Below are 16,039 nucleotides of genomic sequence, written 5' to 3' on the forward strand. Positions count from 1 at the left end.
CCTTGCGAGCGGTGGTATTGGGCTGTTTATTATTGGGAAGCCGTAATGATTGGCATAAAGAGCATTGCGAGCTACGTTCCTGTAGCCGGCGTGGACAATTACGCACAAGGTGCAAAATTCGAAAAGGATGAAGAATTCATCCTGGGCAAGATCGGTTCGGCCTTCCTGCCGCGTAAAGATGCCGGTCAGGAAACCTCGGACCTGTGTGTCGAAGCAGTCAACGCGCTGTTCGCCAACAATCCCGAATTGAAGCGTGAAGCCATCGACGTGCTGATCGTCGTTACCCAGAACGGCGACGAAGAAGGCCTGCCACACACCGCCGCCATCGTTCAGGACAAACTGGGCCTGCCGACGACCGTGGCTGCGTTCGATATTTCCCTGGGCTGCTCCGGTTACGTCTACGGTATTTACGCCATCAAGGGTTTCATGGAAGCCGCGGGCCTGAAGAATGGCTTGCTGGTGACCGCCGATCCGTACTCCAAGATCGTCGATCCGGAAGACCGCAACACCACCATGCTCTTCGGCGATGCCGCCACTGCCACCTGGATGGGCGAAGACGCACCCTGGCAGCTGGGCAAGGCCAAGTTCGGCACTGACGGTTCCGGCGCGCCGCACCTGAAGGTTTCCGACGGGGTGTTCTTCATGAACGGCCGTCAGGTCTTCAACTTCGCGCTGCTCAAAGTGCCGGCGCATTTGCATGAGTTGCTCGCTGACTCGGGGCTGACGGCTGACGATATCGATGCCTTCTGCATTCACCAGGGCAGTGCGGCAATTGTCGACGCCGTGGCGCGGCGTTTCGAGGGTGAGCCTGAGAAGTTCATCAAGGACATGGTCGAAACCGGTAATACCGTGTCGTCGAGCATTCCGTTGCTGCTGGAAAAACATGTGCTGGACTCGAAGTGGAAGCGCGTTGCGCTGAGTGGTTTTGGTGTTGGATTGTCGTGGGGTTCGGCGATCATCTATCGCCCTTGAATCCCGGCTCTTTTAGTCAAAGAAAGCCAGGCAAAAAAAAGCGTTCAAGGTGTAACCTTGAACGCTATTTTTTTGCCCGAATGAAAAGCGAGGCTCCATGAGCGAGTTCTTTGAGCGCAACGCCGAGGTCATACAGCGCCGTTGGCCACTGCTGTCTGCGCGCTTGCTGGTTGAGGATGCGAGCCTGTTGCAGGCCGATCTGGTCGAAGGCCTGGGCTCGACGTTGAGCATCAACGGTATCCAGCTGACCAGTCGCCATGACCGCACCCGCGAGGCCAGGCTTCAGGCCGACAGCCTGCCCATCGACAGTCCGGTGGTGCATGTCTACGGCACCGGGCTTGGCGACCTGCAACTGGTGTTGCTGGAGCGTGCCGGGCTTGAACGGTTGTACGTACACATCCTCAACGGCGCGGTGTTTGCGCTGGTGCTGCAACTGCTCGATCAACAGCAGTGGCTCAGTGATCCGCGAGTCGAGCTGTTGTATGCCGGCGATCTGGCGGAAATCCAGCTGCCGTTCTTCGCGTTGCCGTCCGAGCTGGTGCTGGCCGATGACTTCAATGCGAAAATCCGTGACCGGTTGATCAGCGAAACCCACCTGACCTTCAATAACCGTGAATTCGACCCTCAGGCCCCGGACATAGTCGAGCGCTTGCAGGCGAGTCTGGAGCTGGTTCGGGCTGATCGCGATGTGGCCGAGTTGTTCGGCTCGCGCAAGGGGCAGGAGGTGTTCGTCATTGCCACGGGGCCGAGCCTTGAGCAGCACTTTGAGGCCTTGCGCGCGATTCGCTATCAGGCTGAGCGGCCGTTGTTCATCTGTGTCGATACAGCCTACCGACCGCTGCTCGATCACGGGATCCACCCCGATGTGGTGGTCAGCATCGACCAGCGCATCTCGGCCCGGCATCTGCCGCCTGAGGGTACGGCCGACATTACCCTGGCGTACATGCCCATGGTCGACCCTCAGGTGCTGGCAGCCTGGCAAGGGCTGCGGTATGCCGGCTATTCCGCCAGCCCTATCTATCAGGAGATGCGTCAACAATGGCCCAAGGGTGAACTGTATGTCGGTGGCAGCGTGATTCATCCGGCGGTGGACCTGGCGGTGAAGATGGGAGCGGCGCAGATCACCCTGTTCGGCGCCGATTTCGCCTTCCCAAACGACAAGACCCATGCTGGCTGGAACGATGGCGACCTAGGGCCACAACTGGGCGCGGCCAAACACTGGGTGCTCGATGGTCATGGTCAACGCATCAAAACCCAGCTCAATTTCCGCAGTTACTTGTGTGAAATGGAGCGATTTATCGCAGGGCATCCTCAGGTGCGCTTCTACAACAGCAGCCGGGCAGGGGCGATGATCGCCGGTACGGTTTTTCATCCGGAGTTGGCGTTATGAGCGTGCTTGAATCCTTTGTCGTCGACTCACAGCACTGTGCCGCTTTGTTCCGTTTGGGGCGTGATGTAGAAGCGGGGCTGGCGATGATCGAGCTGATCGGTGTCGTGCTCCCGTCCTTCGATCTGACACCGCAGATAGTTCAGCAGCAGTGGGTGCTGTTGCTCGGCCAGATGCTCGAGTGCCAGGAGGCGCAGAACTGGCTGGCACTGGCGGACTACCTTGAATACGAACTGGTCCGGTTGCTGCGCGACAGTCTGTCCATTTAAGCAATTTCTCTTGCGCCGGTGCAGGCGAGTCCTCGCCATTTCCGTCACCGGCATTTCCCTGGCGTCATTTTTTCCGCTGCTCTGATGCTGGCAAACCCTTGAATTACGGGGGGTGGCAACGTGATGGCAATTTTTTTTGAAAATCCCCTAAAGCAAGTTGCGATCCCGACGATAACTATTACGAAGGTTCTCTAGGCCATACCCGGCGGTTGCCAGGGCCGGAAGCCGCAGTACCCAACCAACGAGGAATTCGTCATGGCTTTAACAGTAAACACTAACGTTACATCGTTGAACGTTCAGAAAAACCTGAACCGCGCTTCCGATGCTCTGTCGACTTCGATGACTCGCCTGTCTTCCGGCTTGAAAATCAACAGCGCCAAAGACGACGCCGCCGGCCTGCAAATCGCTACCCGTATGACTTCGCAGATCCGTGGTCAGACCATGGCTATCAAAAACGCCAACGACGGTATCTCGATCGCTCAGACCGCTGAAGGCGCGATGCAGGAACAGACCAACATTCTGCAGCGTATGCGTGAACTGGCTGTTCAATCGCGAAACGACTCCAACGGTACTGCTGACCGTGTCGCTCTGAACAAAGAATTCGCTTCGATGTCGGACGAACTGACTCGTATCGCCGCCTCGACCAACCTGAACGGCAAGAACCTGATCGACGGCTCTGCCGGTACCATGACTTTTCAGGTCGGTTCCAACACGGGTGCGACCAACCAGATCACCATCTCTCTGGCTGCCGGCACGGACGCTACAACTCTGGGCGTTGCTAGTGGCACTATTGCCATCACCGGTACTGATAGCACCACCGCAGAAAACAGCACCGCCGCATCTATCGTGGCAATCGATGCGGCTCTGGCGACCATCAACTCCACTCGTGCCGACCTCGGTGCTGCACAAAACCGTCTGACCAGCACCATCTCCAACTTGCAGAACATCAACGAAAACGCCGCTGCTGCACTGGGTCGCGTACAAGATACCGACTTCGCTGCTGAAACTGCACAGCTGACCAAGCAACAAACTCTGCAACAAGCTTCCACCGCAGTTCTGGCCCAGGCCAACCAACTGCCATCCGCTGTACTGAAACTGCTTCAGTAATAGCTGAGTAAGTTTTGGCGAGGGAGTGTGCATGTCGCGCTCTCTCGCTTTTTCGATTTAAGAGGTGATGGACATGGATATGAGCGTCAAGCTGAACTTGTCTTATCCTGCGGCCCAGCAGGCGACGACTGTTGCCGATAAGCCTGCGGAAAAGCCTCAAGCGGAAACTGCGCCAGTGGTTGCCGTCAAGGAAGAAGGTAAAAGCAATCAGACCGAACAGGAAAAACTGAAGATGGCCGTTCAGGAAATCGAAAAGTTCGTTCAGTCGGTCAAGCGTAACCTGGAGTTCTCGATTGATGAGCCTTCAGGCAAAGTAGTGGTAAAAGTGATTGCCAGTGACTCCGGTGAGGTGATCCGTCAGATCCCCAACGAAGAAGTCCTCAAGCTGGCGAACAGTTTGAATGATGCAAGCAGCCTGTTGTTCAGCGCAAAAGTCTGACAGCTGGCACGAATTTTGTTGTTATGTTCTTTTGGGCGTTGTAGTGGTCAAAAGGCCGACGACACACTGAAGGGAGTTACGCATGGCAAGTATTATCCTACCGGGCACCGGCTTAGGTTCTGGCCTTGATACCAGTTCTATCGTCAAAGCCTTGGTCGAGGCGGACAAAGCCGCCAAGCAGGGTCAGATTGACCGTGCGACCACGAAAAACACGTCGAGTATCTCCGGCATCGGTACCCTGAAATCAGTATTGGCGGCGTTTCAGACTGCGATGGATGATTTGGGCAGTACGACCAGCCCAAAGTTCTCGGGGTTTGCCGCTACATCCTCCAGTACAAGCGTTCTGACCGCTACGTCCAGTAACACGGCTGTCTCCGGTAGCTACGTTGTCAAGGTCACCCAGCTGGCCACTTCTTCGAAAGTGGCCTCTGCTGCATTTGCCGATGGTGCTACCAGCACGATCCCGGCGGGCACGCTGACCATTACCCAAAATGGCACTAGTTATCCGGTCACTGTCGCGGCGGGTGCCACCCTGCAATCGGTGCGTGACTCGATCAACACTCAATACCAGGCCAGCGGCCTGAGCGCCAACATCGTGACCGACAGTTTCGGCTCGCGTCTGGTGCTGGGTTCCTCCACCACGGGTGTGGGTTCCGATATTTCAGCCAGCGGTATCGCTGGCCTGGAAATCGATGGGTCGGTCGAAATGGCCGCCACGCCGACTGCCACTTCTTCGGGCGCCATCGGCGGTCTGGCCCAGGATGCGGCGTTCACTGTCGACGGCCTGGCGATGACCAGCGACTCCAACACCCTTGACAGTACGATTTCCGGGCTGAGCTTGAGCTTGGTCACGGTCGGCACATCGACCGTGACCGTAGCGTCCAACAATGATGGTTTGAAGGCGTCGATCCAGAAATTCGTCGATGCCTACAATGCTGTTGCCAAGGCTGTCACCTCACTGACCAAGGCTACGGCGGATGCAGATGGCAATTTGACGGTGGCGGCAGCGCTGACCGGCGACTCTCTGCCGCGCGGAGTGCTGGCGGCTATACGGGGGCCGTTGTCCGAAACCGGTGCTGGCGACAAGCTCACCGTGCTCTCTCAGTTGGGTATCAGTACTGATCAGACGACAGGTACTTTGAATTTCGATAGCACGAAGTTCACCGCCGCAATGAATGACAAGAAGCTGGGTGGTGAGGTTCAGACGCTGTTTACCGGTGACAACGGTTTGCTTGAGCGCATGGATAATGCGATCAAACCTTATACCGAGGGTACCGGTAGCGGTGCTAATGCAATTGAGGCCATCCTCACGACGCGCACTAAAAATCTCAGCCTTACCGCGAAAAAACTGTCAGATGACCAGGCTGCGCTTGATCGCCGGATCGAAACTCTGACGGCGGTATTGACCAAAAAGTACAATGCCATGGATACCTTGGTGGGGCAGCTGAAGGCGACTGCGAGCAACATCACGTCCATGTTTGAGGCCATCACTGCCCAACAAAACAATTCATAGGCCATAGCTCAGAGTGCCAAAAGCCCGGCAGCGTTTTCACGCTCCGGGCTTTTGGTTTTTGAATCTAAAGTTTTTTGACGCGTCGTCGATACACTGCTTATACGAACCACAGAATTCTGATGAGGTACAACATGAATCCAATGTTAGCCCTTCGCCAATACCAGAAGATTGGCGCTCAGGCGCAAACTTCCGAAGCCAGCCCCCATCGTCTGGTGCAGATGCTGATGGAAGGCGGCCTGGATCGTATCGCCCAGGCCAAAGGCGCGATGGAGCGTAAGGACATTCCGAACAAGGGTGTTCTGATCGGCAAGGCCATCGGCATCATCGGTGGTCTGCGTGAAGGTCTGGACCTGGAAAATCAGGCCGACTCGGTGACTGAGCTGGATAACCTCTACACCTACATGATGAAGCGTCTGGCTGAGGCCAACATCAAGACCGATCCAAAAATTCTCGACGAAGTCGCCGATTTGCTTCGCACCGTCAAAGACGGTTGGGACGCTATCGCCGAGCCGGGTCCGCAGTTTTAAGGAGATCACCATGAGTCTTGTCTTGCAGCGAATCGAACAAACCCGCGATGCCCTCGTAGGGGCATTGGCCGAGCGCAACTGGGAAGCCATTGGTGAATTGGACCTGGCTTGCCGTTCCTGCATGGAAGACGTCTTGAGTGAAGCTTCGGTGGACGAGGCCGCGTTGCGCGACAACCTTGAGGAGTTGCTGGGGGTGTATAAACAGCTTCTGGAGGCGGCGACAGGGGAGCGCCAGGCGATAGTCGACGAGATGTCGCAGATCCACCAAGCGCAGAGCGCGGCAAAGGTTTACCATCTGTTTGGTTAGTTAACCCTCAGTTAATCCAAACATAGTGCGCCATAAATTTGACTGTGCACGGTTTTTTGACTTAACTAGTGGCTGGTTCCAGATTTCAGGCGTCTACAGGCATAACGTGTCTGCAAGCGTCTAGCTTGCCCCTCATTTTGGGCATTGAGTTGACTAGGGAAGTTGCTATTGCATGTGGCGTGAAACCAAAATTCTGCTGATTGATGACGATAGCGTCCGCCGCCGCGATTTGGCGGTGATTTTAAATTTTCTCGGCGAAGAAAATTTACCCTGTGGCAGCCATGACTGGCAGCAGGCGGTCGGCTCTCTGTCATCAAGTCGTGAAGTAATCTGTGTCCTCATCGGGACGGTAAATGCTCCTGGTGCACTTTTGGGCCTGTTAAAGACACTCTCAACCTGGGATGAGTTCCTTCCAGTTTTGTTAATGGGCGATAATTCTTCCATTGACTTGCCGGAAGACCAGCGTCGCCGAGTGCTTTCGACCCTCGAAATGCCACCCAGCTACAGCAAATTGCTCGATTCGCTGCACCGTGCCCAGGTCTACCGTGAGATGTATGACCAGGCCCGTGAGCGCGGTCGTCACCGTGAACCCAATCTTTTCCGCAGCCTCGTCGGCACCAGTCGGGCGATTCAGCACGTCCGTCAGATGATGCAGCAAGTCGCTGACACCGACGCCAGCGTGCTGATCCTCGGCGAGTCCGGGACCGGCAAGGAAGTGGTCGCGCGTAATCTGCACTACCATTCCAAGCGTCGTGACGCGCCGTTCGTTCCGGTCAACTGCGGGGCGATCCCGGCCGAGTTGCTGGAAAGCGAATTGTTCGGCCACGAGAAGGGCGCCTTCACCGGAGCGATCACCAGTCGTGCCGGGCGTTTCGAGCTGGCCAATGGCGGTACCTTGTTCCTCGACGAAATCGGCGACATGCCGCTGCCGATGCAGGTCAAGCTGCTGCGCGTCTTGCAGGAGCGCACCTTCGAGCGCGTGGGTAGCAACAAGACCCAAAGCGTCGATGTGCGGATCATTGCGGCGACCCACAAGAATCTCGAAAGCATGATCGAGATCGGCACTTTCCGCGAAGACCTCTACTATCGCTTGAACGTGTTCCCGATCGAGATGGCGCCATTGCGCGAACGCGTCGAAGACATCCCGCTGCTGATGAACGAGCTGATCTCGCGCATGGAGCACGAGAAGCGCGGATCGATCCGTTTCAACTCGGCGGCGATCATGTCGCTGTGCCGTCATGGCTGGCCGGGCAACGTTCGCGAGCTCGCCAACCTGGTGGAACGCATGGCGATCATGCATCCGTACGGGGTGATCGGCGTGGTCGAGTTGCCGAAGAAATTCCGCTACGTCGATGACGAAGACGAGCAACTGGTCGACAGCTTGCGCAGTGATCTCGAAGAGCGGGTGGCCATCAATGGTCATACCCCGGACTTCACCGCCAATGCCCTGTTGCCGCCGGAAGGCCTGGACCTGAAAGACTACCTCGGCGGTCTGGAACAAGGGTTGATTCAGCAGGCGCTGGATGATGCCAATGGCATCGTGGCGCGGGCGGCAGAACGGCTGCGGATTCGTCGTACCACGCTGGTGGAGAAGATGCGCAAGTACGGCATGAGTCGTCGTGATGGTGATGAACAGGCGGATGATTGACGCCTGTTTTTCAACTCCTTCATTTATAGGCGGTTTTTTTTAGGCACGGGTATTGCTACGTCCCTCGCAACGTTCCGTTTAACTGACGGTCAACCACGCGAGAGAGCACGATGCCCCCAGCCGCCCAGATGTCTCCTGTCCCAGATGCTTCGGGGCAACCGTCGTCCGTAGAGCAGGCAAGCCGGCTTGGCCTTGAGCAGGCGTTTGCGCTGTTCAGCCAGATGTCGAGCCAATTGACCGATTCCTACAGCATGCTCGAAGCCCGGGTCACCGAGCTCAAGGGCGAGCTGGCTGTGGTCAGTGCTCAGCGCATGCAGGAGCTGGCGGAAAAAGAACGCCTGGCCAACCGTCTGCAAAATCTCCTCGATCTGTTGCCTGGTGGCGTCATCGTCATCGACGCCCAAGGTATCGTGCGCGAAGCTAATCCCGCCGCGAGTGAACTGCTCGGTCTGCCGCTCGAAGGCGAGTTGTGGCGTCATGTGATTGCCCGATGCTTTGCACCGCGCGAGGATGACGGTCACGAAATCTCTCTCAAGGACGGTCGGCGTCTGTCGATCGCCACGCGCTCGCTGGATGCCGAACCCGGTCAGTTGGTGCTGCTCAACGACCTGACTGAAACCCGTCATCTGCAAGATCAACTGGCTCGTCATGAGCGCCTGTCGTCTCTGGGCCGTATGGTCGCGTCGTTGGCTCATCAGATTCGCACGCCGTTGTCCGCTGCGTTGCTCTATGCCAGTCATTTGACTGAGCAGGAGTTGCCGGTCGCCACGCAACAGCGTTTTGCCGGTCGCCTGAAAGAGCGCTTGCATGAGCTGGAACACCAGGTTCGCGACATGCTGGTGTTCGCTCGCGGCGAGTTGCCGTTGACCGATCGCGTGACCCCCAAGATGCTGATGCAGTCGCTGCAAGCGGCAGCGCTGACCCACGTTCAGGACCTGCCGATTCGCTGGCAGTGCGACAGTCATGCCGGTGAGTTGTTGTGCAATCGCGACACCCTGGTCGGGGCGATCCTCAATCTGATCGAGAACGCCATTCAGGCGAGTGCCGGCGATGTCCGTTTGAAGGTTCACCTGTATGCCCGCGGCAACAACCTGCGCTTGTGTGTCAGCGACAGCGGCAGCGGCATCGACACGAAGGTGCTGGCGCGTTTGGGTGAGCCGTTTTTCACCACTAAAACCACCGGCACCGGCCTGGGCCTGACCGTGGTCAAGGCAGTCGCCCGTGCTCATCAAGGAGAATTGCTGTTGCGCTCGCGGCCGGGTCGCGGCACTTGCGCGCAGGTGATCTTGCCGCTTTTTTCTGGTGAACAACCCAGCGCTCGGGGAGCGAAGTGAAGGACATGGCCATCAAGGTTTTACTGGTCGAGGATGACCGCGCGCTACGGGAAGCATTGGCCGATACGCTATTGCTTGCCGGGCACGACTACACGGCGGTCGGTTCGGCGGAAGAGGCGTTGGAGGCTGTCGGTGCCGAGGCGTTTAGCCTGGTGCTCAGTGACGTCAACATGCCGGGCATGGATGGTCATCAGCTGCTGGGATTGCTGCGGGCTCGTCAGCCCCAGCTGCCGGTGCTGCTGATGACCGCTCATGGTGCTGTCGAGCGAGCGGTCGATGCTATGCGTCAGGGCGCATCCGATTATCTGGTCAAGCCGTTCGAGCCCAAAGCCTTGCTCGATCTGGTGGCGCGTCACGCGCTGGGCAATCTTGGCGCGGCCGAGAGCGAGGGGCCTGTGGCGTTCGAGCCGGCCAGTGCGCAACTGTTGGAATTGGCCGCGCGGGTGGCGCGCAGTGATTCCACGGTGTTGATCTCCGGTGAGTCCGGGACCGGCAAGGAAGTGCTGGCGCGTTACATTCATCAACACTCTCACCGCGCCAGTCAGCCGTTCATTGCGATCAACTGTGCAGCGATCCCGGACAACATGCTCGAAGCCACCTTGTTCGGTCACGAAAAGGGCTCGTTTACTGGCGCCATCGCGGCGCAGGCCGGCAAGTTCGAGCAGGCCGATGGCGGGACGATCCTGCTCGATGAAATCTCCGAAATGCCCTTGGGCCTGCAGGCCAAGTTACTACGCGTACTGCAAGAGCGTGAAGTCGAGCGAGTTGGCGCACGCAAGCCGATCGCGCTGGACATCCGAGTGGTCGCTACCACCAACCGAGACCTGGCCGCTGAAGTGGCGGCGGGGCGTTTTCGTGAAGACCTTTACTATCGTCTGTCGGTGTTCCCGCTGGCTTGGCGTCCGTTGCGCGAGCGCACCGCCGATATCCTGCCGCTGGCCGAGCGACTGCTGGCCAAACACGTCAATAAAATGAAGCACGCCGCGGCGAAGCTCTCGCCCGAGGCACAGGCGTGCCTGATTGGTTATCCGTGGCCGGGCAACGTGCGTGAACTGGATAACGCGATCCAGCGTGCCTTGATTCTGCAGCAGGGTGGCTTGATCCAGCCGCAGGATTTCTGCCTGGCCGGGCCTGTGGCGTGCGCGCCGTTGCCGACATTGGCGCCGACGCCCGTGCGCGCAGTAGAAGTTGAAGCCGAATCGGCGGGCGCCCTCGGCGATGACCTGCGGCGCCGTGAATTCCAGATGATTATTGACACCTTGCGCTCTGAGCGCGGCCGTCGCAAAGAAGCCGCCGAGCGACTGGGCATCAGCCCGCGCACCTTGCGCTACAAGCTGGCGCAGATGCGCGACGCCGGAATGGATGTGGAAGCGTACTTGTTCGCCACCTGAAAGTTGACGCAAGCAACACCGATCCAAATGTGGGGGCCTGTGGTGAGGGGGCTCGTCGGAATGCCACATCACCCCCGATGGAGCGCGAAGCGGTCCTTCTTTTTGAGGGATGCAGGTTTGTTGTGTGCTCGGATTTTTACGACTGCTGCGCAGCCGAACGGGGGCAAGCCCCCTCGCCACAAAGGCTGCTCCCCAATGTTTTGCGGTTAATGCAAAGCCTGGAAGGCTTTTGTTCGGCGCGGCCACGGAGCTGGCACCCTTGTTGCTAATACCTCACTGCCCGCCGAGTGAGTGTCAAAAAATTGCGGGTAGCCAAAGACGTAGCTTCGTCAAAGAGAGAAACCATGAGCCAAGGTATTGAATTCAATCGGTTGATGCTGGACATGCGCTCCATGCAAATGGATGCGATGTCTGCGCCGAAATCGACTGCCGCAGTCCCTGAAGTGGGTGGCAGCAGCTTTTCCGACATGCTCGGTCAGGCCGTCAATAAAGTGAACGACACCCAGCAGGCGTCCAGTCAGTTGGCCAGTGCCTTCGAGATCGGCAAGAGCGGCGTCGACCTGACGGACGTGATGATTTCTTCGCAGAAGGCCAGCGTGTCTTTTCAGGCGTTGACCCAAGTGCGCAACAAGTTGGTTCAGGCATACCAAGACATCATGCAGATGCCGGTTTAAGGACGAATTGAGTCATGGCAGAAGCAGTCGCCGATAATGTTCCGGCCAAGGCCACTCCGATAGACGGTAAACCGCCGCTGTTCGGGTTGTCTTTCCTGGAAAACCTCTCCGAGATGACCATGTTGCGTCAGGTGGGCCTGTTGGTCGGCCTGGCTGCGAGCGTGGCGATTGGTTTTGCCGTGGTGTTGTGGTCCCAGCAGCCGGACTACCGGCCTCTGTACGGCAGCCTTGCCGGTATGGACGCCAAGCAGGTCATGGAAACCCTGGCCGCGGCCGACATCCCCTATACCGTTGAACCGAACTCCGGTGCCTTGCTGGTCAAGGCCGATGACCTGTCCCGTGCGCGGCTCAAGCTCGCGGCCGCTGGTGTCACTCCCAGCGACGGCAACATCGGTTTCGAGATCCTCGACAAGGAGCAGGGGCTGGGTACCAGCCAGTTCATGGAAGCGACCCGTTATCGTCGCGGCCTCGAAGGCGAACTGGCCCGGACCATTTCCAGCCTGAACAACGTCAAGGGTGCCCGCGTGCACCTGGCGATTCCGAAAAGCTCGGTGTTCGTGCGTGATGAACGCAAGCCAAGCGCTTCTGTACTGGTGGAACTCTATTCCGGTCGCTCGCTGGAGCCGGGCCAAGTCGTCGCCATCATCAATCTGGTGGCGACCAGTGTTCCCGAACTGAGCAAGTCGCAGATCACCGTGGTCGACCAGAAGGGCAACCTGCTGTCGGATCAGGCGGAAAACTCCGAACTGACCATGGCCGGCAAGCAATTCGATTACAGCCGTCGCATGGAAAGCATGCTGACCCAGCGTGTGCACAACATCCTGCAACCGGTGCTGGGTAACGACCGTTATAAAGCCGAAGTCTCGGCCGACGTGGATTTCAACGCAGTCGAGTCGACTGCCGAGCAGTTCAACCCGGATCAACCGGCATTGCGCAGCGAGCAGTCGGTCAACGAACAACGTACCGCCAGCAATGGCCCGCAAGGTGTGCCGGGTGCCTTGAGCAACCAGCCGCCATCGCCGGCCTCCGCACCGCAAACCACGGGTGGCAGCACCGCGGCAGCCGGCATGGTTCAGCCAGGTCAGCCGTTGATCGATGCCAACGGTCAGCAAATCATGGACCCGGCTACCGGCCAGCCGATGTTGGCGCCGTACCCGGCGGACAAGCGTCAACAATCCACCAAGAACTTCGAGCTCGACCGTTCGATCAGCCACACCAAGCAGCAGCAGGGCCGATTGAATCGCCTGTCGGTGTCGGTGGTGGTCGACGATCAGGTCAAGGTCAACGCGGCCAACGGCGAAACGACACGTGCGCCGTGGAGCGCCGATGAATTGGCGCGCTTCACTCGCCTGGTGCAGGACGCCGTCGGTTTCGACGCCAGCCGTGGCGACAGTGTCAGCGTGATCAACATGCCGTTCTCCGCCGAGCGTGGCGAAGTGATCGCCGAGATTCCGTTCTACTCCCAGCCGTGGTTCTGGGACATCGTCAAGCAAGTGCTGGGTGTGTTGTTCATCCTGGTGCTGGTATTCGGTGTGCTGCGTCCGGTGCTCAACAACATCACCGGCGGCGGCAAAGACAAGCAACTGGCCGGCATTGGCAGCGACATGGAACTGGGTGGCATGGGCGGCCTGGACGGCGAACTGGCCAACGACCGCGTCAGCCTCGGTGGCCCGACCAGCATCCTGCTGCCGAGCCCGAGCGAAGGCTATGACGCACAGTTGAACGCAATCAAGAGTCTGGTGGCAGAAGATCCGGGTCGCGTGGCCCAGGTCGTGAAAGAGTGGATTAACGCAGATGAGTGATAACCGAGCCGTTGCCGCCAAACTGTCCCGGGTCGACAAAGCCGCGATTCTGCTGCTGTCTCTGGGTTCTACCGACGCCGCGCAAGTGCTGCGTCACATGGGGCCCAAAGAGGTCCAGCGTGTGGGTGTGGCCATGGCCCAGATGGGGAACGTGCACCGCGAGCAGGTCGAACAGGTGATGAGCGAGTTCGTCGACATCGTCGGCGACCAGACCAGCCTGGGCGTCGGCTCCGATGACTACGTGCGCAAAATGCTTACCCAGGCCCTGGGCGAGGACAAGGCCAACGGCCTGATCGACCGAATCCTGCTGGGCGGTAACACCAGTGGCCTCGACAGCCTGAAGTGGATGGAGCCACGCGCTGTCGCCGACGTGATCCGTTACGAGCACCCGCAGATCCAGGCGATCGTGGTGGCGTACCTCGATCCGGATCAGGCCGGTGAAGTGCTGGGCAACTTCGACCACAAGGTCCGGTTGGACATCATCCTGCGAGTGTCCTCGTTGAACACCGTGCAGCCAGCGGCTCTGAAAGAGCTCAACCAGATTCTCGAGAAGCAGTTCTCCGGCAACTCGAACGCCTCGCGCACCACCCTGGGTGGCATCAAGCGTGCGGCCGACATCATGAACTTCCTCGACAGCTCGATCGAAGGTCAGCTGATGGACTCGATCCGCGAAGTCGACGAAGACCTGTCCGGTCAGATCGAAGACCTCATGTTCGTATTCAACAACCTGTCCGATGTCGACGACCGCGGGATTCAGGCGTTGCTGCGCGAAGTGTCCTCCGACGTGCTGGTACTGGCGCTCAAGGGTTCGGACGAAGGCGTCAAGGAAAAGATCTTCAAGAACATGTCCAAACGGGCGGCCGAACTGTTGCGCGACGACCTCGAGGCCAAAGGCCCGGTGCGCGTCAGCGACGTGGAAACGGCGCAGAAAGAAATCCTCACCATTGCCCGCCGTATGGCCGAAGCCGGAGAAATCGTTCTCGGCGGGAAGGGCGGCGAAGAGATGATCTAAGGTCACTATGTCGTCCAAACATGATGAGTCCAATACCGACCTGATCCGTGCCAAGGACGTCGGTGGTTTCGATATCTGGTCGTTGCCCAGCTTCGACCCGTTTGTGCCGGAACCCGAGCCGGAGCCGGAGCCTGAACCGCCGGAAATGGAAGAAGTGCCGCTGGAAGAAGTCCAGCCACTGACTCTCGAAGAGCTCGAAAGCATTCGCCAGGAGGCCTACAACGAAGGCTTCGCCGTTGGCGAGAAAGAAGGTTTTCACAGCACCACGCTCAAGGTCCGTCAGGAAGCCGAAGTGGCCCTGACGGCCAAGATCGCTGGCCTGGAACAGCTGATGGCCAATCTGTTCGAGCCGATTGCCGAGCAAGATACGCAGATCGAAAAGTCGCTGGTCGACCTCGTGCAGCACATCACCAAACAAGTGATTCAGCGCGAACTGGCCATCGACTCGACGCAGATCGAACACGTCATGCGCGAAGCGCTCAAGCTCTTGCCGCTCGGCGTGGGTAATGTGCGGCTGTACGTCAACCCGCAGGATTTCGAACAGGTCAAAGCCCTGCGCGAGCGCCATGAAGAAACCTGGCGCATCGTCGAGGACGAGTCCTTGTTGCCGGGCGGTTGCCGGGTCGAAACCGAACACAGTCGGATCGACGCCACCATCGAAACCCGTGTTACCCAAGTCATGGCCAAGCTGTTCGATCAATTGCACGATCAGGCACTGCACCCGGCCGCGCCGGATATGAGCCTGGAACTGCCGGTTGACGAAAAGCCTTCGGTTACCCCGGTCGAGCCAGAACCGGACGCTGCCGATGCGCCTTGATCGCACCAGCTTCGCCAAGCGCCTGGGCGGTTACGCCGAGGCCACGCTGCTTGCCGGTGCGCCGATCCTTGAAGGTCGCCTGCTGCGCATGGTCGGCCTGACCCTCGAAGCCGAAGGCTTGCGCGCCGCCATGGGCAGTCGCTGCATGGTCATCAACGATGACAGCTATCACCCGGTGCAGGTCGAAGCCGAAGTCATGGGCTTCTCTGGCAGCAAGGTTTTTCTGATGCCCGTCGGCAGCGTTGCCGGCATCGCGCCAGGCGCGCGCGTGGTTCCCTTGGCCGATACCGGTCGTCTGCCCATGGGCATGAGCATGCTCGGGCGGGTGCTCGATGGCGCCGGGCGTGCGCTGGATGGCAAGGGCGGGATGAAGGCTGAAGACTGGGTGCCGATGGACGGCCCGACCATCAACCCGCTCAAGCGCGAGCCGATCAGCGAGCCACTGGATGTGGGCATCCGTTGCATCAACGGTTTGTTGACGGTCGGTCGCGGTCAGCGGCTCGGGCTGTTCGCCGGTACTGGCGTGGGCAAGAGTGTGCTGCTGGGCATGATGACCCGCTTCACCGAAGCCGACATCATAGTCGTCGGGCTGATCGGTGAGCGGGGTCGTGAAGTTAAAGAGTTCATCGAGCACATCCTCGGTGAAGAAGGGCTCAAGCGTTCGGTGGTGGTGGCTTCGCCGGCGGACGACGCACCACTGATGCGTCTGCGCGCGGCCATGTACTGCACGCGGATCGCTGAGTACTTTCGCGACAAGGGCAAGAATGTCCTGTTGCTCATGGATTCCCTGACCCGTTTCGCCCAGGCCCAGCGGGAAATCGCCCTGGCCATCGGCGAAAC

The 16,039-nt window shown here is 58.8% G+C and carries 15 protein-coding genes and 1 pseudogene; all 16 read left to right on the forward strand.

Annotation, left to right across the window (positions count from 1 at the left end):
- The first annotated feature begins 45 nt into the window (after nt 1-45).
- Entirely contained in the window at nt 46-972 is a 927-nt protein-coding gene (locus PMI30_RS24595) for a ketoacyl-ACP synthase III (protein ID WP_007894181.1), read from the forward strand.
- A 97-nt stretch (nt 973-1,069) separates the two neighbouring features.
- Complete coding sequence (locus tag PMI30_RS24590; RefSeq protein WP_008006628.1) at nt 1,070-2,362, forward strand: motility associated factor glycosyltransferase family protein; 1,293 nt, start codon at nt 1,070-1,072, stop codon at nt 2,360-2,362.
- Nucleotides 2,359-2,628, forward strand: a complete 270-nt coding sequence (locus PMI30_RS24585) for a hypothetical protein (protein WP_008006629.1) — start codon at nt 2,359-2,361, stop codon at nt 2,626-2,628. The genes PMI30_RS24590 and PMI30_RS24585 overlap by 4 nt, the downstream gene beginning before the upstream one ends.
- Before the next feature lie 255 nt (nt 2,629-2,883).
- Nucleotides 2,884-3,735 (forward strand): flagellin domain-containing protein, encoded by an 852-nt coding sequence (locus PMI30_RS24580; protein ID WP_008006631.1) that lies wholly within the window; start codon nt 2,884-2,886, stop codon nt 3,733-3,735.
- A 73-nt stretch (nt 3,736-3,808) separates the two neighbouring features.
- Nucleotides 3,809-4,174, forward strand: a complete 366-nt coding sequence (locus PMI30_RS24575) for a flagellar protein FlaG (protein ID WP_008006634.1) — start codon at nt 3,809-3,811, stop codon at nt 4,172-4,174.
- Between the two features lie 82 nt (nt 4,175-4,256).
- Nucleotides 4,257-5,687 carry a flagellar filament capping protein FliD gene (gene fliD / locus PMI30_RS24570; RefSeq protein WP_008006636.1) on the forward strand — a complete coding sequence of 477 codons (1,431 nt, stop codon included), beginning with the start codon at nt 4,257-4,259 and terminating at the stop codon, nt 5,685-5,687.
- 131 nt (nt 5,688-5,818) lie between these two features.
- Nucleotides 5,819-6,214 (forward strand): flagellar export chaperone FliS, encoded by a 396-nt coding sequence (gene fliS, locus PMI30_RS24565; protein WP_008006637.1) that lies wholly within the window; start codon nt 5,819-5,821, stop codon nt 6,212-6,214.
- 10 nt (nt 6,215-6,224) lie between these two features.
- Nucleotides 6,225-6,521, forward strand: coding sequence for a hypothetical protein (locus tag PMI30_RS24560; protein ID WP_008006639.1), 297 nt, complete (start codon nt 6,225-6,227; stop codon nt 6,519-6,521).
- A gap of 172 nt (nt 6,522-6,693) precedes the next feature.
- Complete coding sequence (locus tag PMI30_RS24555) at nt 6,694-8,169, forward strand: sigma-54 dependent transcriptional regulator (protein ID WP_007894189.1); 1,476 nt, start codon at nt 6,694-6,696, stop codon at nt 8,167-8,169.
- A 128-nt stretch (nt 8,170-8,297) separates the two neighbouring features.
- The gene (locus PMI30_RS24550) at nt 8,298-9,503 is read left to right on the forward strand and encodes a sensor histidine kinase (RefSeq protein WP_162130598.1); all 1,206 of its coding nucleotides are present in this window, start codon (nt 8,298-8,300) and stop codon (nt 9,501-9,503) included.
- 5 nt (nt 9,504-9,508) lie between these two features.
- Nucleotides 9,509-10,894: a sigma-54-dependent transcriptional regulator gene (locus tag PMI30_RS24545; protein ID WP_008006644.1), complete on the forward strand. Its 1,386-nt coding sequence runs from the start codon at nt 9,509-9,511 to the stop codon at nt 10,892-10,894.
- Between the two features lie 344 nt (nt 10,895-11,238).
- Nucleotides 11,239-11,568, forward strand: a complete 330-nt coding sequence (gene fliE / locus PMI30_RS24540) for a flagellar hook-basal body complex protein FliE (protein ID WP_008006646.1) — start codon at nt 11,239-11,241, stop codon at nt 11,566-11,568.
- A 14-nt stretch (nt 11,569-11,582) separates the two neighbouring features.
- On the forward strand, nt 11,583-13,370 hold the full coding sequence (fliF, locus tag PMI30_RS24535) for a flagellar basal-body MS-ring/collar protein FliF (protein WP_008006647.1): 1,788 nt from the start codon (nt 11,583-11,585) through the stop codon (nt 13,368-13,370).
- Complete coding sequence (gene fliG, locus PMI30_RS24530; RefSeq protein WP_008006649.1) at nt 13,363-14,382, forward strand: flagellar motor switch protein FliG; 1,020 nt, start codon at nt 13,363-13,365, stop codon at nt 14,380-14,382. The genes fliF and fliG overlap by 8 nt, the downstream gene beginning before the upstream one ends.
- 7 nt (nt 14,383-14,389) lie before the next feature.
- Nucleotides 14,390-15,199, forward strand: coding sequence for a flagellar assembly protein FliH (fliH, locus tag PMI30_RS24525; RefSeq protein ID WP_008006651.1), 810 nt, complete (start codon nt 14,390-14,392; stop codon nt 15,197-15,199).
- A pseudogene (gene fliI / locus PMI30_RS24520) lies at nt 15,189-16,039 on the forward strand (flagellum-specific ATP synthase FliI); the annotation flags it as partial. The gene fliH and the pseudogene fliI, both read left to right, overlap by 11 nt.

It is taken from the genome of Pseudomonas sp. GM50 (assembly GCF_000282375.1).
Taxonomy (GTDB): Bacteria; Pseudomonadota; Gammaproteobacteria; order Pseudomonadales; family Pseudomonadaceae; genus Aquipseudomonas.